The organism is Sphingobacterium chuzhouense (assembly GCF_014692525.1).
Taxonomy (GTDB): Bacteria; Bacteroidota; Bacteroidia; order Sphingobacteriales; family Sphingobacteriaceae; genus Sphingobacterium; species Sphingobacterium chuzhouense.
Genome location: NZ_JACNYL010000001.1, coordinates 1,267,779 through 1,289,826, shown reverse-complemented (window position 1 = coordinate 1,289,826; position 22,048 = coordinate 1,267,779). Strand labels below are relative to the sequence as shown.

Genomic DNA, 22,048 nt, shown 5'->3' with positions numbered 1-22,048 from the left:
TTATTTATTTTGTTCGTCGATATAATCGATTGTCTTCGGACGAAGCGTTAACAACTGTAGGATTAAGGCCGCAGCAACGATGAGTGCGAGCATGGCGAATCCCCCGCCAAAAAGACCCTCATCTTTAAATTTACCCAAAACCTGTGTCACGGCTGCCCCTGCAAATACCCCCATCATATTCATGAATCCGTAGGCCGTAGCTCGAAGCCGTGGCGGTACAAACTGGCATAAAATCGGCATATTGTTGGCGTCGAATATCCCAAAGCCTAAACCGAAAAGTACGGCCGCTCCCACGATCGCGATAAAGGTATCTCCCATGCCCAGCAAAATAAGCGACGGAATGGTAAACCCAAGACCGATAGCACTCGTAAATACCCGTCCGCGGATATTCTTCTGCACCCAGCGGTCACTCCATAAACCGCCAACAATAACGCCTACGAAGGACGAGGCAGCGATCGTGATGGTGGAGAGTGGTCCCGCCTGTGCCATGGGAATACCTAAATTATCCGCAAAAAGTGTCGGTAGCCAGTTCTTTGTCGCCCAACCTGGTAAGCTAGGTGCTGCGAAATAAAACAAGATGACCCAAAATGCCGTCATCGAAAATAAAGTGGAAAGACTTTTTAGAAAGGAAAGCTTGATCGGAACAGTTGTGCCGGTCACCATATCGGACTTTTTCTCGTGAAGGAGCACACTCAAGATGACGGCATAGATGATGCCCACAATGCCAAACCAGTGAAAAGCACTGTGCCAACCATAACTGGCAGCTACGGTAGCACCGAATCCACCCAGTGCTTGCCCCATATATAGCCCTGTCATGTGGATACCAATAGCCAAGGATCGTGTGCGCCCGGTATGATAGTCGGCAATGAGAGCAAGACCCGCAGGGATGTATAAGGCCTCACTGACACCCATGATCGCCCGTAAAACGAGCAATTGATTATAGTTCGTGGCCATCCCCATGCCATAGGTCACGGCCGACCATACAAATAAGCTAATGACAATAAGCCATTTTCGGTTCACGCGGTCAGCAATTACGCCCGCTACCGGACTCATAAAACCGTAGATGTATAGAAAGATGGCCATCAATACACCAAAAGCTTCCGCCTTTTGCAATTCGACAATGTCGATTTGCATGGAGTCGCGCATGGTCGAAAGCATCTGACGGTCCAGGTAATTGAGTAATGCTACTACCCATAGCAATCCGACAACTACCCAAGGATAAAGTTTGTTGTTTTTCATAAAGCTCCGTTTTTATCCGCTTGCCCTACTAAGATCTGATCGGTTCTCACACCGGCTCGAATCTCCCCACTGGGGATAATAATATGTTGCTGATACCACAGGGCGGTGGTAGTTACCGGACTTTTGCCGACGATATCATCCCGTTTTTTCCATTGTTTGCGCTTCACATTAAACGACCAAGTATGGGGTAAAAAGCCCGGATGCTCGCGTTGCAACATCGCTTTCTCTTCGATTAATGCGTTTCGCAATGAGTCATCTGTCGTTTGGTTAATCCGTGCAATTAAAGCCTCTACCCGATGAAAGGTTTCGGCGTGATCACCACCGAACAATAAAATATGACCGTTATCATCCCAGACACCTGTTCCCGCCGCAACCGGCTCCGGGAGCTCCGCAATTTTATTGATTGACACGGTGTGTAGGTTAACCTCAAATAGCTGATCGTAGATGGTGCTCAAGCTGTCGACATTGCGCATCCTGCCCCCGGCGATATAAAGTTTATTTTTTTGATCCGAAACGACAACAGCGTTAGATACAGGGTGTGCTAGGGTGAGTACTTCTTCCCATACACCGTTTTCAGCAGATAAATCCAGGCCATATATCTTGTCTGATACCAGCTGCTGATTTTCGCCGCCCACAAAATAGAGCTTGCCAGAAGCAAATACTAAACTGCCGTTGGTTAAGGCAACCGGTAAATCAGGGAGTGGCTCTTCATGGAGCGTATCCGCTTCTAGGTAAAATTTTTTCCCGGATCGAACCGCACCGTTTTGGTTTTCGCCTCCCGCTACATAGAGTGCTGACCCCACTGAACAATTGCCCGGATAAGCGACGGCTTCCTTTAGTTCAGATTCGCCTAAAAATGTTAATACTCCATCCTCCAGTTGATAAATATATGCTTGTGCCGCATAGCGTTTGGTACCGCCATCCCAAGGCATCTTCTCGGGAAAATTTGCGCCACCAGCTATCAATAATCTGTCACCAATCATTCCGGTTATTGGGCCTGCCAGACCTAAATGCGCGGATCCATCGACGTTAGTCGGTAGCTTTGTTTGGTTATCCCAACGGATCGTCTTTGATTTCTCATCTGAAGAACAGGATCCCAAAACGACGGTCAGCAAGAGGATGGAGGTTTTTAGTTTCATGCTTGCTTTGATTTAAAAGATTCAAACCCTATGGCAGCCACGTCTGTCTTAAACGCTTCAAATTGCTTCGCGTTCATATTTTTGACGGGCAAGCGGAAGGTGCCGCAATCCAAATCTACCAATTTCATGTAAGCTTTACCTGTTGCAATTCCACCATATTTTCCTAACAAGGTAATCATGTCAATGGATTTTTGCTGCAAGGCATTAGCCGCCTGGAAGTCGCCGCGTTCGAAGGCCGCGATCAATTCGTGATATATGGGAGCCGCATAATTGTATGTACTGCCTACGGCACCTTTGGACCCTAATACTAATGCGGATAACATGTTTTCATCCCGACCCCATAGCATATCATACTTCCGGTTGTTAAAATTCATACAGGATAAAAAGTCCATGAAATCTTCATGGGTATATTTGATGCCAGTAAAGGTCGGTACCAAGTTGTCGACTTCTTTTAAGAGATCGATCATAGCATAATTTCCGCCCGTCAGTACGGGGATATGATAGTAGTAAAACGCCGTGTTTGGAGCCGCTGCTGCAACTTCTGCGCAGCATTGAGCTAGCTGTTGTGCCGTAGCAGGTTTAAAGTAAAAAGGAGAAGTAAATGAAATGACGTCAACCGCTGCTTTCTCGGCTAACGTAGCTAATTGTTTGCATTCCTTAATATTTGTTCCGCCTAAAAACATCATGAGACTAAAATCGGTGTCGTCTTTTGTTAACGTGGCCCACTTTTCCATGACGGCGACTTTCTCATCAAAAGTAAGCGATACCCCTTCGCCTGTCGATCCGCAGATAAATGCTCCGGTTACGTTGTTTGCTTTAAGTAACGCATAGTACGACGGGATCAGATCAAGATTTAGCTCCCCATTACCGTGGAAAGGTGTAAAGGGAGCGGCAATAAGGCCTTCAATACGTTTCATATCTTGTTGAATTTGTTTGTTTTATTTAAAAAATGTAAGAAAACCGAACCAGCTTGTTTGCCAAGATCGGTTTTCCCGTTATTTAGGGTTTAGTGGTTTCATATCCCGGTGTCTGATCAACCAATGGGTCATTTGTCCACACATCCCGACCAATTGGCCATAAAATCTTGTAAGCTTCTGTACTTTGGTTAAGGACGCCATACGGATGACTGGAAGAACGGAAAACCAGTGGTGTAGTACCATATTTCATTCGACGGATATCGTACCAACGTTTTCCTTCCCAAACGAATTCTTTCATTCGTTCTTCGAAAATAGCCATTTCGTTAGCATCCCGGCTACCATTTACAAAAGGCATTGGATCGTTTCCGTTAAACGCTCTATTTCTAATCTGCTGGATGAAATTTTGTGGGTTGGCACCTTCCGCATTGGCAATTTCGGCCAGCATTAATAAACGATCCGCTTCCCGGTATACGGGCCAATCATCGGTATAGTTACGAATGTTGTTGTTAATAGTGCCTAAGAATTTATTAAGGACGATATTGCGGGTCGTAACACGTTGAGGTGTTACGCTGCGGTCCAAGGCATAAAAATCGTAAAAAGTTGCATCGCGCCGTTGATCACCCGCTTCATATGATTGGAATAATTCATATTTGTAAGCATAGCGTTGTATCGTTTGAGAACTCGTCTGTTGCAGCGTCAATGGGTCTAAGAGAACTGGTGCGTTAACATCGACCGTATCTTTGTAATAAAGACCACTAAAAGAAGGTAAGTCATATAGGAATAATGACGATGATGACGCCTCCGCTTCATTAAATGCAAAAGGTAAGGTAAAAATGATCTCCTCGTTGCGTTTCGTTTTGATAACGTTTGCAAAATCCGATAGGAGATTATAGCCGGTAATGGCATTTAGAGCAGCCTTCGCTTCTGTAAGATCAGCCGTGGTACCGTATACCTTTGCTGACCATAAATAAACCTCACCTTTTAGCATACGCGTGGCATTCAGACTCCAATAGGCTTTATTGGCTCCTTGTTCAGACCCGAAATGTTCCAGCGATTTGGTGATGTCGGTCTTCACAGCAGTTAACACTTCCGCTTCGGAGGAACGTGCTAAGCGTAGGGCAACCTGATCAGGCTGGCTATTCAATACATCTGCTGAAAGACGTAATGGTACGCTACCATAGGTACGCAACAAATGGAAGTAATAGAAAGCCCTTAACCCGTATGCTTGACCAAGGAGGGTATTCTTTTTAGTTTCGGGTAGGAAAGAAATACTGTTTACCCGTTCGATGAAGAGATTGATTTGAAGAATAGAATTCATAAAACCAGCCCAAGCCGACAAGCCGGGGGATACCTCGGTCATATTATGCTCTATTAAGGTCAGTTCATTTAATGAAACAGGAAATTTTGCGACGTTTGTCAAGCCACCACCACGCATTTCCCCTAAGCGGAAAAATTGAAACTGCTGCCCGCGTAATTGAGAGTGAATGCCCGTCATGAAATTATCTACTTGCGCTTCATTTTGCCAGTAGTTCCCGTCTGCGAAGTAATCCTCGGGAACAAGATCTAAATGGCTATTACAGGCGGTCATTCCCAATAAAGAAAAGATGACGGCCAATATTTTTATATGCTTTTTCATTGCTTTAATATCAATTAAATTTAGAATGTAATCTTTCCGCCGAAAATCAACATCGTCGGAATAGTATAAGCACTGTTTTGAAAACCTGTACGTTCAGGAAGTGAATTCAATTTATTCGAAATATATCCTAAGTTTTGCCCTGTAGCGGTTAGTGTCAGTCCGGCAATTTTCGCCCGACTAATCCATTCTTTCGGTACAGAATAACTCAATGATACTTCTCGGAACGCCAAATAATTTGAGTTTACATAAAACAGATTGCTCGGACGATCGAAGTTCTTCATGTTTAACTGATCCGCCCATACGTAGCGCGGATATTTCGCATTTGGGTTGTCGGGTGTCCATGTGTCTTTGACAATATCTCCGGCATTGAACTCACCCTGCATATAACCGAGCGACCAAACGTGCTGACGGTCCATTTGAATATGGCCTAGGGCGAAATCAAGTCTGGTGAACAAAGAGAAACCTTTGTAACCGAATGTGGTGTTAAAGCCTCCCGTCCATCTCGGCAGGGTGTTTCCCAGTTTGACACGGTCGTCTTGATTGATGACGCCATCTCCGTTGATATCGTCCCACATCGCATCGCCCAGTTGTGTTGGTAAATAACCTGTCAAGCCCTGTTCATCGATGACCCGCTGGCTGGCGACACGTCGACCTGCGGCACCTCCAATACTGTATGCCTCTCCGGCGGCTTCATCCCGAACATTGTAGTTCGCCAGGTCTTCTTCGTTTCGGATGATGCCTGTCATCCGGAAACCGTAGATCTCACCCCATTCCATGCCTTCCTGGAGTCCTTCTACCCATACCAATGATCCGCTCGCAGGGTCGTATACTTGTGTTCCTCCCTGTCTGTTCCGTTCGTTGCCATTAAAAGGTAATTTCAAGATTTTGTTACGCACATAAGCGGCGTTGGCATTTACCGACCAAGTGAAATTGTCGTTTTGTAAGATGCGGTAGCCAGCTTCGAATTCTATGCCCCGGTTACGCATGTTACCATTGTTTGTGCGAATGGATGCGATGCCTGCCGAACTAGGGAGGGCAATGTAAGCAAGCTTATCGGAGGTGATTCTGTTGTAATAGGCCACAGAAAGATTGAGTCTATTATTTAATAAACCAATGTCGGCACCCACTTCCGTTGTATTGGTTTTTTCCCAAGTCAACTCAGGTAAAGTGGGATCTGAAAACAGGAAACCGCGAGTTTGGTCATACGCCCCTGTTACCCCGTAGCTGCCCTGCACTTGATAGATGCCTATGGGGTCATTTGTTCCTATACCGATATTACCGTTTTTACCCCAGCTGGCACGAAGTTTCAGAAAGTTTAGCCATGGAGCACTGTCTCGGACAAAATCCTCTTGTGTTGCTACCCATCCGATAGAAGCTGCAGGGAAAAAGCCCCATCTGTTATCTCTGTGTAATCGGGATATACCGTCTTGACGGAAGGTAAACGAAGCAAGATACTTGTCGTCGAAATCATAGTTTATACGTGCAAATTGCGAAATGATTCGATCATTGGAGTGTGAAGAGGATGCACCCCGTGTAGGATTGTCTGACGTATTGGTGGTGAGACCCAACGCCATGAAATCATCTGTAGGAGCTAAGGCTCCCGATGCTCCCAAAGAGCGATAATAGGCATCATAAAACTCGGCACCGGCCAAGGCACTGACATTATGCTGATCAAAGGACTTATCATAGTTCAAAACCGCGTTGTAAGTTTGACCTATACGGCGCCAAAAGCTGGCAGAACTGTTTCGTTGTCTGTTCCATCCGGCATCTGGATTGGTTGTACTCAAAAAACCCGTTCTGAAATCTTTGTCGAACGATTCATGGTATTCCTCCTCATAATATAAAATACCTTTCAGACGGAGTGTCAATTCGGGTAGGAAATTAACAACTAGTCCTTGGTTTAATGTAAATTTATCATTTTGCGAACGGCGTATATACTTGTCAATGTTGACCAAAGGATTTCCGTCGCTGGCGTCTCTACCTAAGATCCAATCGCCGGTGATTGGACTTCTGCTACGCAGGGTAGGAGGAGCGGATAGCATCCGGCCCCAGTAATTCGCTTCGCCATTAGTCAAAGATTGATCCCGCCAGTTGGCACGGGTCCAGTTCACACGGGATTCGGAAGTAATCCAATCTTTGAGTTTGTAATCGGCGTTTGCCGCGAAATTATAACGACGATAAAAGGTATTTAAGGACAAGCCCTGCTCATCATAGATACCGACGTTGCTATAATACGAGGCTTTGTCATTTCCACCAGAAAACGAGAGATTATAATCTTGCGACGGGGCTGGTGTCCGGAATGCTAGATTGCCATAGTTGAAGTCTTCGTATATCAAATCGTAGTATTCACCATTGGGATCATAGTGACCGGCTGCATTGGTAGGAACGGCATCTCTCATGGTTCTCCACCCTTGATCCAATAGAAATCGGTTCTGATCGGTTAGACGCATTAAGCTCCATCGGCCTTCGTTAACGTAGTTACCATCCAGTGGTGTTGTACCATCGGCGGCGAAGTAAGCATTACCCGTCCCCCGAGGACCGGGAGCTCCCAAGGTATTGTTCGCTAAGGTTCCTATCTTAATCGCTTCAACAGCTCCCAAACGACTCCATTTGATATAGTCCTCGGAACTTAGATAGTCGTATGGCACGTTCAGGTAATTAATACCTCTATTTACCTTAAAATCGAGGGACGAACTACCGCTTTTTCCACTCTTGGTCGTTATGATAATTACGCCGTTACTTGCCCGTGCTCCATATATCGCGGTGGCAGCAGCATCTTTCTGTATATCCATCCGTTCAATTTCGTCAGGGTTAATGTCGGAAAGACTGCCGCGAACCTGTCCGTCAACTAAAATTAATGGGCTACCCGAACCGTCGAAGTGAGTTCCCCCACGTAATACTATACTCGGCATAGCACCCGGTCGACCCGAACCTGTTGATACACGGACACCTGGTATCGTTCCTGCTAACGCTTGTGCGGGATTGGCCCGCATACCGGTCTCCAATACTTTGTTGTCCAAGGTGGAAACGGAAGCGGTTATCTTTGTGCGCTTGACAGTACCGTATCCCATGACCACAACTTCCTCGAGAGAAGTATCATCTACTCGTAGGGAAATCTGGAGCGTATTCAAATTGGTTACGGTCATGTTTTGGGGTTGATAGCCCACCGATGTGAAAATCAGTATATCGCCAACTTGTGCACGTATTGAAAAATTACCGTGCTCATCGCTCGATGTAGCGACACCTTGTGTGTTGTTTTTTACACTTGCGCCGTTCAATGGTACGTTGTCTACCCCGACTATCCGTCCTTTTAATAAGGACTGTGCGAAGACATCTCCCTGCAGTAGGCAAAGAAAAAATAGTAAGACGAGGCTTTTTGTGGTTGTTAAATGTGTGCTCCTCATAATTTTTGTTTTTTTAAATTGAGTTATGTTATACATAATCAAAAACAAATGTATGACATAATGTTTTATAAATCAAAATTTTTTTGATATTATTGCGTAAGAAATTATTAAACTAGGGGAAAATAGACATGATTAATGTAGAGGATTCTATAGATAGTTTAGGCGAGATAGATACTTCCAGCCTAGTAGACAAGGTAGAGGCACGTATTATCCATTTCATACAACAGAAGAAACTGAAAGTGGGAGATGTATTACCCAAAGAACTTGATCTTGCGGAAAGTTTTGGAGTCAGCCGTACAGTAATACGAGAAGCTTTATTGCGTCTAAAGACGATCGGACTGATTGAATCAAAGAAACATAAAGGGGCGGTATTGAAAAATCCAGATGTATTAGGATCGTTACGAAAGGTGTTCCATCCCTCCATTCTCGATAGTGAGACACTTAAAGATATATTTGAAATGCGGTTGGCGCTGGAGGTGGGGATGGCGGACTTCATTGTCAGTAAGATTACCGAAGAAGATATTAAAGAATTGGAAGAGATTGCGGAAACCGTGGTTTCCGGTGATACGGCTTATCCTTGGCAAATCGAAGATGAGATTAAGTTTCATGGAAAGCTATATAAAATATCTGGGAATAAAATTCTGATGGAGTTACAGGAAATGTTATTCCCCATTTTTCAATATGTACACCAAAGCGGTTTGTTGGAAAGACCCATTGTGGCGGGCGAATTTGTTTCCCATAAGGAGTTGGTGCAGGTATTGAAGCAAAGAGATGCAGAAGCCTACCGCAAAGCTATCCGGCAGCATCTTAATAATCATTTTGCACGCATCCTTGATGTGGTATAGAGTTTTACAATAGAAGACATGACACAAAAACGATTTATAGCTCGCTTCTGTAGCTTGATACTATTTTCGACTATAAGCTTCTCGCAGGGCTACGCCCGACAAACTTGGAAATGGATAGATGTTCTAGTAGAGGGACATATCAACGGTCGCCTAGACCGGGAAGGGATATCTTCCTATCAACGTCTGCCTCAGGCAATGAAGGAAGAGGTTAGAGATCCCGTGTGGTACTTGAGTACGAACAGTGCCGGTCTTAGGATCAGTTTTAAAACTGAAGCTAACCGGATCCAGGTGCGCTACACCGTGAAACATGCTTTAGATATGCCACATATGCCAGCTACCGGTGTGAGTGGTGTAGATTTATATGCCTACGATTCCGATAAAAATGAATGGCATTGGGCATCGGGGCGTTATGATTTCAAAGATACGATCACCTACCTGTTTGACGCGATGGAGACCAGCGCCGACCGAATCTATCAGTTGTACTTACCCTTGTATAATACAGTCTCTTGGATGGAAATCGGCATTCCTGATTCGCTGTCGGTAGATTTTATTACAGAAACAGAACCTCCAGTTATAGTATATGGAACCTCGATCGCACAGGGCGCATGTGCATCTCGACCCGGTCTGGGTTGGACTAACATCCTGCAAAGGGCTATCTGCAGTCCGGTGTTGAATCTGGGCTTTTCGGGCAATGGTCGGTTAGAAGCCCCGCTTTTAGAACTTATCGGAGCAACTCCAGCGAAAGCTATTATTTTGGATTGTTTACCTAATCTCACCATATCGCCCGATTGGAGCGAACAACAATTGGACTCCTTAATCTACCATGCAGTCATAACACTTCGGGAGAAACAACAGACAACACCGATTATTCTTACAGAACATTCTTCTGGATTTGATGCGCATATACTAAATACCGACAAAAATCAACAATTCCAGCAGACGACCGAGGTTTTGAGGGTTGCGCTGGACAGACTAAAACAAGAAGGGATAGTAAATCTATATCTTTTAACGAATAAAGAAATCGGTTTGGATATTGATTCGACAGTAGATTATGTTCATCCTAATGATGCCGGTATGTTAAAAATCGCTGAGGCGTATAAAAAACTTTTGAAAAGCCTCTTTTAACAGTTATACATCCAAGGACAAGTGCTTCTCTTTATTGATAAGTTGTGCGATACTTGTGTCATTAAGAATCTGCAGCATCGCATTCCGAACCTCAATAAAGGTATCGCGAATACCACAAGCATGTTCTTCTACACATTCCTCGCAAGAACGATAAAAATTAAGACTCACGCAAGGTAGTAAGGCGATAGGGCCGTCGATTAATCGCATTACCTGAGAAAGGTAGATGTCTTCTGGCGCTTTGTTCAAGCTGTAACCCCCACCGGCGCCTTTTTTAGAATACAATATGCCAGCGTTACGCATTTCTAAAAGAATTTGTTCCAAGAACTTTTTAGGAATACGTTCCTCTTCTGCAATCCTTACAATTTGCATAGGTTCTTTTCCGTAGTTACGTCCCAGCACCATGAGCGCCTTGATGGCGTATTTTGTTTTCTTAGAAAGCATGCGTTCCCTTTTTATGGATCAATCAATAGTAGGGCAAAGATACGGAAAAATAATTTGCCCTTGACTTATTGTCCTAATACCTCCACTATTGGCCTTCCGATGTTACCATTCGGTTCCATAATATGTAGCAATGAAGCCAGTGTTGGAGCTATATCTACCACATGTACTTCTTTATTGCTTACGCCTTGCGATATGCCCCAGCCCATGAATACGAGTGGTATGTGTGAATCATATGGCGACCACACACCATGAGTTGTTCCCGGGCTACGCGGTGTGCCAGCATACCATTGGGGATCTGCAATAATCTGGATAGCACCACTATGCCTACGATTATAGCCATTGATAATTTTCTCCCGGAGTGGGGCGGGAATGAACATATTCTGGTTCCCTTCCATATCAATGACATACGTAATACCCTCTTCCTTGTTAAGCGAATTGATAATCGTTTCCTTGACATCTTTAAGGTTGAGTTGAAGGGAATCTATGAGTGTGTAATTGAGATGCACTTGGTAATTCATCAAACTCCTTACTATTTTGTCACTGCCAAATTTTTCTTGAAGTTCGCTATTCAGGCTACGTTGGATTTGCCGTGTAAATAAATAGCCTCCATTCCCTTGTTGGTCTGTGTAATACATGGGGTTATAAGACGCTGCATGATCTGCGGTAAGAAAAAAGGTATAGTTACCTTTGCCTATATATTTATCTAGATACGCCAAAAAATCTGCAATATCCTGGTCAAGGCGAAGATAGGTATCCTCTATTTCTACAGCCGATAACGAGTAACGGTGTCCAACATAGTCCGTTGCAGATAAACTCACGCACAAAAAGTCTGTATCCTCTGTTGGATTGTTACCCAATTGCTCCTGTTCGATAGCTGCTTTGGCAAAGTCGAGTGTCAATGTATTTCCCTGGGGTGTTGTCTTGATGAGCTCGTAACCTATATCTTTCATCAATTCAGAAGTTTTTCTGGGAAATGTAGGAGCCTCTTCACCAGGCCATTTGCCTTCATAAGGGGTGTCATCAGCTGTGCTGTTGGTATACGTTTCGATAGGGTATAATGTATTCCAGTCTTGCTTTAAATATTTATCTGCCAGTTTCCGTTTGTTAAAGTCCTCTACCCAATGGGGCAAATTTTCCATATAGAATGTACTTGAGATCCAATTTCCGGATTTTCCTTCCAACCAATAAGCCGCGTCTGCAAAGTGACCGGCGGGGAGGATACCACCACGATCTTTCATGGAGATACCGATAACTTTAGACCGAAAGTTGGTCGCCAGTTTCAATTGATCGGTAACGGTGGATGCCAGTAGGTTGCGAGGCGATTGTTGCCCTTCTTTTTCTTGCGTCCCTACTCCTTGGACGTTATCATCTTGTGTGCAATACATGGGTTGTCCGGTTGCCTGTATAATCCAATCATTCCCTGCGATGCCGTGGATGGATGGAACAGAGCCCGTATAAACCGAGCTGTGTCCTATTGCAGTAAAAGTCGGAATATAGTTGAGAAGGGTGTTCTCACAAGAAAAACCTTCCTTTAGCATACGCTTGAACCCATCATCGCCATACCTGTCTGCAAATCTATAGATATAGTCCCATCGCATCTGGTCTACCATTAATCCAACAACCAACTTTGGGCGTGCCGGTTGTGCATGTCCTTGAAGCGCTATAGTTACAGTCAGAAGACTTGTAAAGAAAAATTTCCACATAATAACTTAGTTTACTTAGAAAGAGTAGATAAAGGTAGATGATTTTTTAGATACTTCCCAGTATAAGATTCGTTACATAAGACAAAAGAGTTGTTACTTTTAGATATTTATAAAATACAAAAAGGAGAAATAGGGTAGTTTTTGGTTTACATGGAGCAAAGAGTTTTATCTAATTGCCCTTATCATTGTACCGACGAGTATGTTTTGAAAAAGCTTCTATGGGAAGCGGAATCAAAGAATATGTAACTTTATAAATTATACTAAATCATGGTAAAAACAACTATAGCATTTATCTGTATCTTAATTGCAGTAGCCACAGTTGGATATTCACAAACCTGGAAACCAGTCGAGAATAGAATAATGACTCCCTGGGCGGAAAAGGTAAATCCACAGTGTCCTCATCCCGAATATCCCAGACCGCAGTTGGAACGGAATGGGAATTGGCAGAATCTCAATGGACTTTGGAAGTATAAAATCACAAACAAAAAGAATGAAAGTATCCCAGATTCTTGGGACGGTGAGATTTTGGTCCCGTTTGCAATAGAATCGGCTCTTTCAGGTGTTGGTAAACGTATTAGTAAAGAAGAGGCACTTTGGTACCGAAATGAAATAATAATTAACAAGAGTTTACGGAAAGAGAAAACGATTTTACATTTTGGCGCGGTAGATTGGCAGTGTGATGTTTATGTCAATGGGAAACACACCGGTAGGCATGAAGGGGGCTTTGATCCGTTCAGTATGGATATTACCCCCCATTTAAAAAAAGGCAATAAACAGGAGATTGCCATTCGGGTATGGGATCCCACAAGCGATGGACCTCAGCCAAGAGGAAAGCAAGTCAATAATCCCCATGGTATTTGGTATACGCCTGTTTCCGGAATATGGCAGACCGTATGGTTGGAAAATGTTCCCGAAACATATATTGTAAGCACAAGGCAAACGCCAGATGTTGATCGTGCAGAACTGAAATTCTCTGCCACTATAATAGCAGCACAATCCGGAGATGAGCTTGTAGTAGAAGCGTATGACGGTAATAAAAAAATAGTGAAAAAAAAGGGTTTGATTGGAGAAGAGTTGAACTTAAGTGTTCCTAACGCTGAGCTGTGGACACCGGACAATCCCAAATTATACGACCTCAAAGTTAAAATTTTACGTAAAGGAAAAATCATCGATCAAGCAAAAAGCTATTTTGCTATGCGTAAAATAACGAAGAAACGGGACGCACAAGGTATACAACGCATGTACCTCAATGACGAGTTCGTATTTCATTATGGCACGTTGGATCAAGGATGGTGGCCAGACGGGTTACACACCGCCCCTTCTGACGAAGCATTGAAGTTTGACATTCTTAAAACCAAGGAGATGGGTTTTAACATGATCCGTAAACACATCAAGGTAGAACCTGCCCGATGGTATAGGCACTGTGATAGTATAGGCATATTGGTTTGGCAGGATATGCCTAGTGGAGATGACTTTGAAGGTAATATTTGGAATAAAGATCCGGGAAAAATAAGCCATGGAAAGCAGGAAAAAAATCGTACTCCTGAATCTGAGGCCATTTTTAGAAGAGAATGGAAAAATATCATGGATGCGCTCCACAATTTTCCAAGTATTGTGATTTGGGTGCCGTTCAATGAGGCGTGGGGACAGTTCAAGACACAAGAAATTGTAGATTGGACTATACAATACGATCCATCTCGGTTGGTCAATGGTGCAAGTGGTGGGAACTTCAATGCACCAGGTCATATACTGGATATTCATAATTATCCAGATGCTGCTATGCCTAATCCACAATTTTTTGGGAAAGATTATGTCTTGGTCTTGGGTGAATATGGCGGATTGGGATTGCCTATAGAAGGACATACTTGGCAAGAAAAAGACAATTGGGGTTATCAGTCTTTCAAAGATAAGAACGAGTTGAGAGAACGATATATGGAATTAGTTCGCAACCTGAGTTTGTTAATTCCTAAAGGACTGTCTGCTGGCGTTTACACGCAGACAACCGATGTAGAAATAGAGACCAACGGACTAATGACGTATGATCGAAAAGTAATGAAGATTCCGGAGAAGGAGTTAATGGAGATACATCAAAAATTGTACGATAAAAATCTGATAAAATAACGGATTGACTATTGGCGACGATTTATGCAAAAAGAAGAAATAGGATAGTTTTTGGTTTATATGGAGCAGAAAGCTTGACAAATTAAATCTTATCATTGTATTAGTTAACACACATTTTTTAGGCAGCTTAGAATATTTTATGATAGTAGATGTTCACACCCATGTTTTTCTAGCCGAAACAGATTTCGGTCCTAAATTGAAAGCAGATCTGGAACGTTGTGGTGTCGATCCTCAGGTCTGGGGAAATGTAGCCGAGCGTCATTTGGAAACAACTAAGGTAGCGGATGTAGCCGTTGTATTTGGTTTGCAGGCCGCAGCAACGGACTGGAATATCCCGAATGAGTTCGTTGCAATGCATGTTTCAAGAGCTGCACACCGACTCTTGTTTTTTGCTTCTATCGATCCTGGTAGACCAGGTTTTATGGAAGAATTGGAGAAATGTCATCAACAATGGGGTGCCGTGGGTGTTAAGATGTCTCCCCTGTATCAAAATGTCCATCCTGCGGATCCGAGATGTTATGAAATATACCGTTACTGTGTGAAACATGGTCTGCCTGTTCTTTTTCATGCGGGCACCTCGTTCGTAAGCGGTACACCGTTGGATTATTCCCGTCCAATCCATTTTGATACCGTTGCGATGGACTTTCCGGAGCTACGAATAGTACTCGCTCATCTGGCACATCCTTGGGAGGGGGAGGCGATAGCGCTTATCCGACGGCATCGGCATGTCTATTGTGACCTCTCCGCTTTATACTACAGACCTTGGCAATTTTATAATTCTATGCGTTTATTAGTAGAATATCGCACGCATGAGAAGGTACTTTTTGGTTCTGATTTCCCCTTTACCACTACCGAGGATTCGCTGAAAGGTGTGCGGGAATTGAATAATATTATCGATGGAAGCGGTTTGCCCACCGTTTCAAGCGAGGTAATTGAAGGAATTATACGCCGAGACACATTAAGATGCTTAGGTCTACCTAATCCTAAATCCATACAGCAATGACAATTCAACTTCCTGCAACCATGCACGCACTTCAGTTACAAGGATTAAACCAATTGGTTCAAGTCAGGCTTCCATTGCCGATACCGAAACCCGATGAAGTATTGATTCGGACGATGGCGACGACGATTTGCACTTCAGATCTGCATGACATAGCACAAAATCCATTTGGGACTGTTTTACCGAAGGTATTGGGTCACGAGGGGGCGGGAGTCATTGTGCAATGCGGCGCCGACGTAAAAGACCTTTCTTCGGGCATGCGTGTGGCTACACATCCTGTTGTGCCATGTGGAGAATGTGCAGAATGCCTTCGGGGCTTCGGTCATCTGTGTTTGCGCATGGGACATCTCGGAATTGATCGCCCTGGAACCTTTGCTGAATATTATGTTCAACGAGTTGATCGGGTTCGGGAGTTGCCCGACGAAGTTTCCTTTTCTTTAGGAGCGCTTATGGAACCTGTAGCCAATTGTTTGCAAGCGATATCACGGGCAGGGAACGTCATGGGTAAAGATGTATTGGTCGTGGGTGATGGGCCATTTGGAAATATCATTGCACGTTTAGCTATACGGGCTGGAGCATCACGCGTAATGGTGGCTGGTAAGGAGCCTTTTCGTTTGGGGATGATTCCTGGGGTAGAAATTGTAGATAATCCTGCGTCAGGATCTGTAGATATTGCGATATTGGCAGTAAGTTCTTCTACGGCATTGCAGACTTGTCTGTCTGCTCTTCGAAAACGCGGTCGGGTGGTAATTTTCAGTTTGCTTCAAGATCCAGTATCGATTGATCTTTTTACTTTGCACGTCTCCGAACAGGAAATCGTGGGATGCTGTAACGACGAGGATAAAATGGATGAGGCGCTAACGTGCCTGTCCGATCCAGCGTTACATCTTTCGGATCTCGTCACTCATGAGGTACCTTTTGCGCAATGGGCAGAAGCTTTTCATTTGGCGAAAGACCGACATGATTTGGCGCTTAAAGTAGCACTAATATTTAATAAGACCTAAAATACGAAAAGATACAAACAAACCTGGTGTAACAAGCTCATTTATACCATTGAAATTTACACTCATTAATAATAAAATTAGATGAAGATAACAAACGTAGAAGCTTTTATTCTGGAATCACCTTACGAAAACACCGCTCCTGAAGGAAGCGAAGAGGCAAGAGGAGTCAAACACTGCTTGCTGTTAAAAGTAAGTACCGACGAGGGTATAATAGGTTGGTCGGATATTGAAACCTCTTCGCATGTTGGCGTTGCTGCGGTGAATGCTCCGGCTGAACCCTTTTTTGAGGGATTGCGCACGATTGTGCTTGACGAAGATCCTTTTGATGTCGAGCGTTTGTGGGATAAGATCTATAGGCACTCGATTTATTACGGACGAAGGGGAGTTGCTATGCAGTTGCTGTCAGGGTTTGACATTGCTTGTCATGATATTATTGGTAAAGCAATCGGTAAACCGATTTACAAAATATTAGGTGGTGCCAGGCGTAACCGGGTGAGGGCATATGCATCCACGCTTTTCAGACCAACGCCCGAAGCCATCAGGGACGCTTGTGCTTTTTATCTGGAGCGCGGGTTCACAGCTATCAAATTTGGATGGGGGGTGTTTGGCCAAGATCCCAAATTGGATATCAAGTTGGTGGAAGCCGCAAGAGAGGCGGTGGGACCAGATATTGATTTAATGGTTGACCCCGGATGGATGGTAGATCGCAGCGCACACGATGCTATTGCCCTTTGTAGGGCTTTGGAACCATATAATATCTATTGGTTGGAAGATTTTATGCACCCTGAAAATTATGAAGGTTATGGAAAGACGAAGGCTGCTGGAGTTAAAACCCGTTTGGCAGCAGGGGAACAGGAAGCTACAGGTTGGGGATTTAGACAATTGATACAACAGGGCGGTATTGATGTAGTGCAGCCGGATATTACGCGTTGTGGAGGATTTACCCAAATGCGTAAAATTATGTGGGAAGCGGAGTATGCGGGCGTGGATGTATGTCCACATGCCTGGCTTACGGACTTAAATACAGCAGCTGCTTTACATGTAAACGCAGTATTGCCACGCTCCCTCTTTTTGGAATATAATGTTAGTGATAACCCGATGTTACGGGAAGTGATTGGCAATCCGGTGCAGCTTGAGGGAGACGGTTATATCACTGTGCCGGACGGTCCTGGATTAGGTATTGAGGTGAATGAAGATGCTGTGCGAAAATTTTGTGTAAATCTGTAGCGTATTATGGAAAAGATTCTTGATTTTCAATTATCACACACTGAGGCCGTATTGTGGTGGCTGGGGCAAGCAGGTTACATTATCCGTTCAGCAGATATGACGGTTGTAATCGATCCCTATCTTTCGGATTCTGCAGCTCACGGTGCTCCCGAATTCTCACGTCTCTATCCAGTACCTATCGAACCTAACGCTTTGCGAGCCGATGTATATGTGGTGACCCACGATCACTTGGATCATCTGGATCCCGAAACTATCCGTCCTTATAGATACAAGGATACGACACGGTTTGTTGCTCCTAGGCAAGCAGCGAAGAAATTAATTGAACTTGGGGTGCCGGAAAAACAGGTTGCTATCCTCCATGCGGGTGAGCAATGGAAGTTTCGCTCGGTCGAAATAACGGGAGTCTTTACAATTCCGGGTGGTGCGGATGTCTTGGATACTACAGGCTATACCGTTCGGTTTGCTAACGGTAGAAATGTATACCATACCAGCGATACAGAATATCACCCTCTTGTATTAGCTGCTGCACCGAGACAGCCGGAACTCATGTTGGTTCCCATCAATGGAAAATGGGGAAATCCAAACCCGGAAGAGGCAACACATTTTGTTCAAGCTGTGCAGCCTAAATATGTACATCCTAATCACTATGACATGATGGCGCTGAATAGTGAAAATCCGGAAACCTTCAGATGGTACTGCTCGCAGCAAGGACTAGCTGAGCGCTGTATCCAACCCGAAAGAATGCAGCCGGTTATTTGGGATGCAAATACTATAAAGAAATTATAAATAATATTTTGAACTATAATTATGATTACGGAAAAGAAGCATTTTATGCAAGATCAGGAAAAATTTGATTGGATCAGGGAGAATTTATATGTACCCATTGTTTCCGATGTGTTAGACGTTTTGGGTTATCGGGATTGTGCAATGCATCAACGATTGAGACCCTTGGATCCTAAGAATTGTACCATTGTGGGCAGAGCGAGAACACTACGCTGGATGGAGACTGATTATATCGAAGCTGATGCATATGACCTGGAGATTGAGGCTGTAGATTCTTTGGGAAAAAACGATGTTGTTATCCATTCAACCGATAATGCTTGTACCAATGCTCCTTGGGGAGAGTTGATGAGTACGATCGCTATGCGAAATGGATCAGTAGGTTCTATTTGTGATAGCATGGTACGCGATTGTCTTAAAGTGATTGACATGGGCTATCCTTTATTCTATGTAGGAATCAAACCTGTCGACAGCTTAGGTCGCGGACGCGTAATGGCCTATGACGTACCGGTTAAATGTGGTGGGGTCGTGGTCAAACCGGGAGACCTTATCTTCGCAGATTTTGACGGTGTCGTAGTTGTTCCGCAAAACATAGAGGACAAGGTACTTGACCTTTCATTCGAGAAAGTTTCAAAAGAAAACCAGTCGAGAAGAGACTTGCTGAACGGTGACTCATTGCGAACCGTGTATGACCGATATGGCGTTCTTTAATAGGATAACTAACAATTTTAAGAAATATAAAAATATGAATATACTTTGTGTAGCAGCACATCCTGACGATACCGAATTGCTTTGTGCCGGAACTCTTGCGCGTTACGTGCGAGAAGGCCATCGTGTTACAATCGCCATCTTTACCGATGGTAGTATCGGTGATGCCGTAGTGAAACCGGATATCTTAAGTGCCACCCGTGAAAAAGAGGCTCGGGCAGCAGCTGAAATACTTGGTGCAGATTTAATATGGACAGGGGTAACGGACGAACTGGTGTTCCCGGATAAAGAACAACGACACCTTATGATTGACGTGCTGAGAAGAGCAGATCCAGATGTTATTTTTACGCATTCGCCGAATGATTATCATCCTGACCATCGCTATGTGAGCCAATTGGTATTTGATTCCTATTTCCAAAAAGGATTGCCACATATGCCGGGACAATCGCTGCCAGCTTGCCGCTTCGCGGGAGCACAATTGTATTATATGGATAACATAGGTGGTATAAACTTTCTTCCTACCGAATATGTCGATATAACCGACGTTTTTGAGACAAAGAAAGCTATGCTTGCTTGCCACAAAAGTCAATTTGTCGCTATGGAAGATTTAGCCAGTATTGATATGAACTGGATGATTCAGATGCAGGCGGGATTCAGAGGCTTAGCAGCAGGATGTCGGTATGCGGAAGGCTTTACGAGGTTGGACGCTTCCCAACGGGGGTTGACCCGTCGGGTTTTACCTTAATAGCGAATCTATAAACTAATTTTGAATGGAAAATTTTAGTCTTTCCTTATTGGATCTCGTTATCATTGGATGTATAACGTTAGTCGTCATCATTATTGGACTGATGGCAGCAAAACGGGCAGACCGAACGGTAACTGGGTATTTTTTGGCTTCGGGCAAAATGCCGTGGTATCTTGTTGGGGCTGCTTTTGTTGCCACAACGGTTTCAAGCGAGCAAATTGTTGGAACAATGGGAGCTACGTATAAAGATGGAATGGGTATTGCAAATTGGACTTGGTGGGCTCTGCCTACGTATTTACTGACGATGATTTTCTTCATCCCGATGTATTTACGCAATAAGATTATGACGGTACCGGAATTTTTGAAGCGTCGTTTTGGTTCTGCATGTGCCAGTATATATAGCGTGGTTATGTTGACCGGCTATGTGTTTGTCTTTCTCCCACCTGTTCTTTATGGTGGGAGTATTACTGTCAGTGAACTCACAGGATGGAATCAGTATTATGTAATGGCCGGCATTGTAATCGCTACGGGGAGTTATACGTTGCTTGGAGGGTTGAACTCGGTGATGTGGACGGACGCCATACAATGTATCCTCTTTATGGTAGGCGGTGTTCTCTTTTTCTGGTTGGCTCTTGACCATATTCCAGGAGGTTGGAATGCCATGGTTGAGGCGGCTCCTGAACGCTTTCATTTATATCATCCGCCCTCGGATCCCGAAGCTCCTTTCTTAGGGCTTGTAGTGGCATCCTTTGGCGTGTTTCTGTTTTATCAATCGTCCAACCAAGTAATGATACAGCGGATATTGTCTGCTAAAAGCACTTGGGACGGTATGATGGGAATCGTATTTGCGGGTTTTATTGGTATCGTATTGCCGATTGTCACCTGTTTGATGGGATTAGTGATGTACCATTGGTTAGACGTGATGCATCAAGGACCAAGCTTATTACCTAATAATTACGACAAAGCTTTTCCACTTGCGTTGCAGACATTTGCGCCTTCGGGTGTTAAAGGCATTGTGCTGGCCGGTTTTTTCGCTGCTGTAATGTCTTCTGTAAGTGCACTTTCCAATTCGATTTCAACGATCTTTTCATTGGATGTTTATCGTAATTTCTTTCGGAAAAATGCGCGCGATAGGGAAATGATTATTTCTGGACAAGTCTCCGGTGGAGTGGCGTTAATTATTGCTTCGATAGTTGCTCCGTTCGTTGGGACGGTCGGGCTTTTTAAGTATTTCCAGATGGGTGTCACCTATATTGCAACTCCTTTTATTTCAGTGATTATATTGGGAATTCTTTGGAAACGAACAAGCTATACGGGAGCTGTTGTCGGGCTTTTAGGAGGTGTTGCCATTCAAATCATCCTTGCATCCGTTTTGAACCTGTTGGAGATCAGGCTCCATTGGCTGTACGCGGGTGGTATTTCGCAAGTGTTGACGATGTTATTAGTTATCGTTGTTTCGCTATACACTGCGCAACCTACAACCGATCAGGTGAAATCATTTATTTGGAACCCTTCGTGGCTTCTTACGCTTAACGATGGCGTGCAACGACCTTGGTGGAAACAAATTAAGGTTTGGGCAGCTTTGTATGCATTGACTTGGTGCTTTATTTATTGGCTATTTTGGTAGTAAGTCAGAAAAATACGCTATTAAGTAAATCCATATATCTTCTACCTAGCTCTTCAATATTCTACCCTGTTTCTACTCTCTAAATAGATCAAATAGCGCGTTATTTAACATTTTTAACCCTACGTAAAACCCTATAGATATTTGGGGTTCAAGGTATTTCTTGTGCCTATCCTGTCTCAAAAAAGGAATAATAAAAAAAGGGAGAAATAGAGTATATATAAGTGAATATAGTATAAAAAGACAAGGGGCTTTGCCCATATATTTGTTACATTATCTAATTAAATATAAACAGTTATGAATAAACAAAAAAATATGAAGGAGCGTCTTTGTGACAACCTTCATCTATCTTTTCTGCTAATATCAACCTATAGGAGCATACATAATTCC

The 22,048-nt window shown here is 43.8% G+C and carries 17 protein-coding genes; 10 read left to right on the top strand and 7 right to left on the bottom strand.

Annotation, left to right across the window (positions count from 1 at the left end):
- From H8B21_RS04900 to H8B21_RS04880, 5 genes are all read right to left on the bottom strand, one after another.
- The gene (locus H8B21_RS04900; protein WP_190312641.1) at nucleotides 1-1,239 is read right to left on the bottom strand and encodes an MFS transporter; all 1,239 of its coding nucleotides are present in this window, start codon (nucleotides 1,237-1,239) and stop codon (nucleotides 1-3) included.
- Nucleotides 1,236-2,378, bottom strand: a complete 1,143-nt coding sequence (locus H8B21_RS04895) for a hypothetical protein (protein ID WP_190312640.1) — start codon at nucleotides 2,376-2,378, stop codon at nucleotides 1,236-1,238. Before H8B21_RS04895 ends, H8B21_RS04900 begins: the two co-directional genes overlap by 4 nt.
- Nucleotides 2,375-3,295, bottom strand: a complete 921-nt coding sequence (locus H8B21_RS04890) for a dihydrodipicolinate synthase family protein (RefSeq protein WP_190312639.1) — start codon at nucleotides 3,293-3,295, stop codon at nucleotides 2,375-2,377. The genes H8B21_RS04895 and H8B21_RS04890 overlap by 4 nt, the downstream gene beginning before the upstream one ends.
- Nucleotides 3,296-3,377: 82 nt before the next feature.
- Nucleotides 3,378-4,931 (bottom strand): RagB/SusD family nutrient uptake outer membrane protein, encoded by a 1,554-nt coding sequence (locus H8B21_RS04885; RefSeq protein ID WP_190312638.1) that lies wholly within the window; start codon nucleotides 4,929-4,931, stop codon nucleotides 3,378-3,380.
- Nucleotides 4,932-4,951: 20 nt separating this feature from the next.
- Nucleotides 4,952-8,335: a SusC/RagA family TonB-linked outer membrane protein gene (locus H8B21_RS04880; RefSeq protein ID WP_190312637.1), complete on the bottom strand. Its 3,384-nt coding sequence runs from the start codon at nucleotides 8,333-8,335 to the stop codon at nucleotides 4,952-4,954.
- 128 nt (nucleotides 8,336-8,463) lie between these two features.
- On the opposite strand from H8B21_RS04880, the gene H8B21_RS04875 reads away from it, so the two are divergent.
- Together H8B21_RS04875 and H8B21_RS04870 are read left to right on the top strand one after the other, a co-directional pair.
- A complete protein-coding gene (locus H8B21_RS04875) occupies nucleotides 8,464-9,180 on the top strand; it encodes a FadR/GntR family transcriptional regulator (RefSeq protein ID WP_190312636.1) in 717 nt (238 codons plus the stop codon).
- Nucleotides 9,181-9,198: 18 nt separating this feature from the next.
- Nucleotides 9,199-10,305, top strand: a complete 1,107-nt coding sequence (locus H8B21_RS04870; RefSeq protein ID WP_190312635.1) for an SGNH/GDSL hydrolase family protein — start codon at nucleotides 9,199-9,201, stop codon at nucleotides 10,303-10,305.
- A gap of 3 nt (nucleotides 10,306-10,308) precedes the next feature.
- Here the strand turns inward: H8B21_RS04870 and H8B21_RS04865 are convergent, their stop codons facing one another.
- Nucleotides 10,309-10,746, bottom strand: coding sequence for an RrF2 family transcriptional regulator (locus H8B21_RS04865; protein WP_190312634.1), 438 nt, complete (start codon nucleotides 10,744-10,746; stop codon nucleotides 10,309-10,311).
- Between the two features lie 65 nt (nucleotides 10,747-10,811).
- Entirely contained in the window at nucleotides 10,812-12,449 is a 1,638-nt protein-coding gene (pafA, locus tag H8B21_RS04860) for an alkaline phosphatase PafA (RefSeq protein ID WP_190312633.1), read from the bottom strand.
- 267 nt (nucleotides 12,450-12,716) lie between these two features.
- Here pafA and H8B21_RS04855 point away from each other — a divergent pair, with 267 nt between their 5' ends.
- From H8B21_RS04855 to H8B21_RS04820, 8 genes are all read left to right on the top strand, one after another.
- Nucleotides 12,717-14,570, top strand: coding sequence for a glycoside hydrolase family 2 protein (locus H8B21_RS04855; protein ID WP_190312632.1), 1,854 nt, complete (start codon nucleotides 12,717-12,719; stop codon nucleotides 14,568-14,570).
- A gap of 139 nt (nucleotides 14,571-14,709) precedes the next feature.
- Nucleotides 14,710-15,573, top strand: a complete 864-nt coding sequence (locus tag H8B21_RS04850; protein WP_190312631.1) for an amidohydrolase family protein — start codon at nucleotides 14,710-14,712, stop codon at nucleotides 15,571-15,573.
- Nucleotides 15,570-16,574 carry a zinc-dependent alcohol dehydrogenase gene (locus H8B21_RS04845; protein ID WP_190312630.1) on the top strand — a complete coding sequence of 335 codons (1,005 nt, stop codon included), beginning with the start codon at nucleotides 15,570-15,572 and terminating at the stop codon, nucleotides 16,572-16,574. Before H8B21_RS04850 ends, H8B21_RS04845 begins: the two co-directional genes overlap by 4 nt.
- 81 nt (nucleotides 16,575-16,655) lie before the next feature.
- A complete protein-coding gene (locus H8B21_RS04840; RefSeq protein ID WP_190312629.1) occupies nucleotides 16,656-17,801 on the top strand; it encodes a mandelate racemase/muconate lactonizing enzyme family protein in 1,146 nt (381 codons plus the stop codon).
- Nucleotides 17,802-17,807: 6 nt separating this feature from the next.
- Entirely contained in the window at nucleotides 17,808-18,587 is a 780-nt protein-coding gene (locus tag H8B21_RS04835) for an MBL fold metallo-hydrolase (protein WP_190312628.1), read from the top strand.
- Nucleotides 18,588-18,608: 21 nt separating this feature from the next.
- Entirely contained in the window at nucleotides 18,609-19,292 is a 684-nt protein-coding gene (locus H8B21_RS04830; protein WP_223814835.1) for an RraA family protein, read from the top strand.
- 34 nt (nucleotides 19,293-19,326) lie between these two features.
- On the top strand, nucleotides 19,327-20,034 hold the full coding sequence (locus H8B21_RS04825) for a PIG-L deacetylase family protein (protein ID WP_190312627.1): 708 nt from the start codon (nucleotides 19,327-19,329) through the stop codon (nucleotides 20,032-20,034).
- Between the two features lie 25 nt (nucleotides 20,035-20,059).
- Nucleotides 20,060-21,661, top strand: coding sequence for an SLC5 family protein (locus H8B21_RS04820; RefSeq protein WP_190312626.1), 1,602 nt, complete (start codon nucleotides 20,060-20,062; stop codon nucleotides 21,659-21,661).
- The last annotated feature ends 387 nt before the right edge of the window (nucleotides 21,662-22,048 follow it).

Bases quoted from the DNA above. Each gene is read 5' to 3' on its own strand.
- H8B21_RS04890 (WP_190312639.1), bottom strand. From the start codon at position 3,295: ATGAAACGTATTGAAGGCCTTATTGCCGCTCCCTTTACACCTTTCCAC.
- H8B21_RS04900 (WP_190312641.1), bottom strand. From the start codon at position 1,239: ATGAAAAACAACAAACTTTATCCTTGGGTAGTTGTCGGATTGCTATGG.
- H8B21_RS04835 (WP_190312628.1), top strand. From the start codon at position 17,808: ATGGAAAAGATTCTTGATTTTCAATTATCACACACTGAGGCCGTATTG.
- H8B21_RS04870 (WP_190312635.1), top strand. From the start codon at position 9,199: ATGACACAAAAACGATTTATAGCTCGCTTCTGTAGCTTGATACTATTT.
- H8B21_RS04845 (WP_190312630.1), top strand. From the start codon at position 15,570: ATGACAATTCAACTTCCTGCAACCATGCACGCACTTCAGTTACAAGGA.
- H8B21_RS04850 (WP_190312631.1), top strand. From the start codon at position 14,710: ATGATAGTAGATGTTCACACCCATGTTTTTCTAGCCGAAACAGATTTC.
- H8B21_RS04820 (WP_190312626.1), top strand. From the start codon at position 20,060: ATGGAAAATTTTAGTCTTTCCTTATTGGATCTCGTTATCATTGGATGT.
- pafA (WP_190312633.1), bottom strand. From the start codon at position 12,449: ATGTGGAAATTTTTCTTTACAAGTCTTCTGACTGTAACTATAGCGCTT.
- H8B21_RS04875 (WP_190312636.1), top strand. From the start codon at position 8,464: ATGATTAATGTAGAGGATTCTATAGATAGTTTAGGCGAGATAGATACT.
- H8B21_RS04830 (WP_223814835.1), top strand. From the start codon at position 18,609: ATGATTACGGAAAAGAAGCATTTTATGCAAGATCAGGAAAAATTTGAT.
- H8B21_RS04865 (WP_190312634.1), bottom strand. From the start codon at position 10,746: ATGCTTTCTAAGAAAACAAAATACGCCATCAAGGCGCTCATGGTGCTG.
- H8B21_RS04825 (WP_190312627.1), top strand. From the start codon at position 19,327: ATGAATATACTTTGTGTAGCAGCACATCCTGACGATACCGAATTGCTT.
- H8B21_RS04885 (WP_190312638.1), bottom strand. From the start codon at position 4,931: ATGAAAAAGCATATAAAAATATTGGCCGTCATCTTTTCTTTATTGGGA.
- H8B21_RS04855 (WP_190312632.1), top strand. From the start codon at position 12,717: ATGGTAAAAACAACTATAGCATTTATCTGTATCTTAATTGCAGTAGCC.
- H8B21_RS04895 (WP_190312640.1), bottom strand. From the start codon at position 2,378: ATGAAACTAAAAACCTCCATCCTCTTGCTGACCGTCGTTTTGGGATCC.
- H8B21_RS04840 (WP_190312629.1), top strand. From the start codon at position 16,656: ATGAAGATAACAAACGTAGAAGCTTTTATTCTGGAATCACCTTACGAA.
- H8B21_RS04880 (WP_190312637.1), bottom strand. From the start codon at position 8,335: ATGAGGAGCACACATTTAACAACCACAAAAAGCCTCGTCTTACTATTT.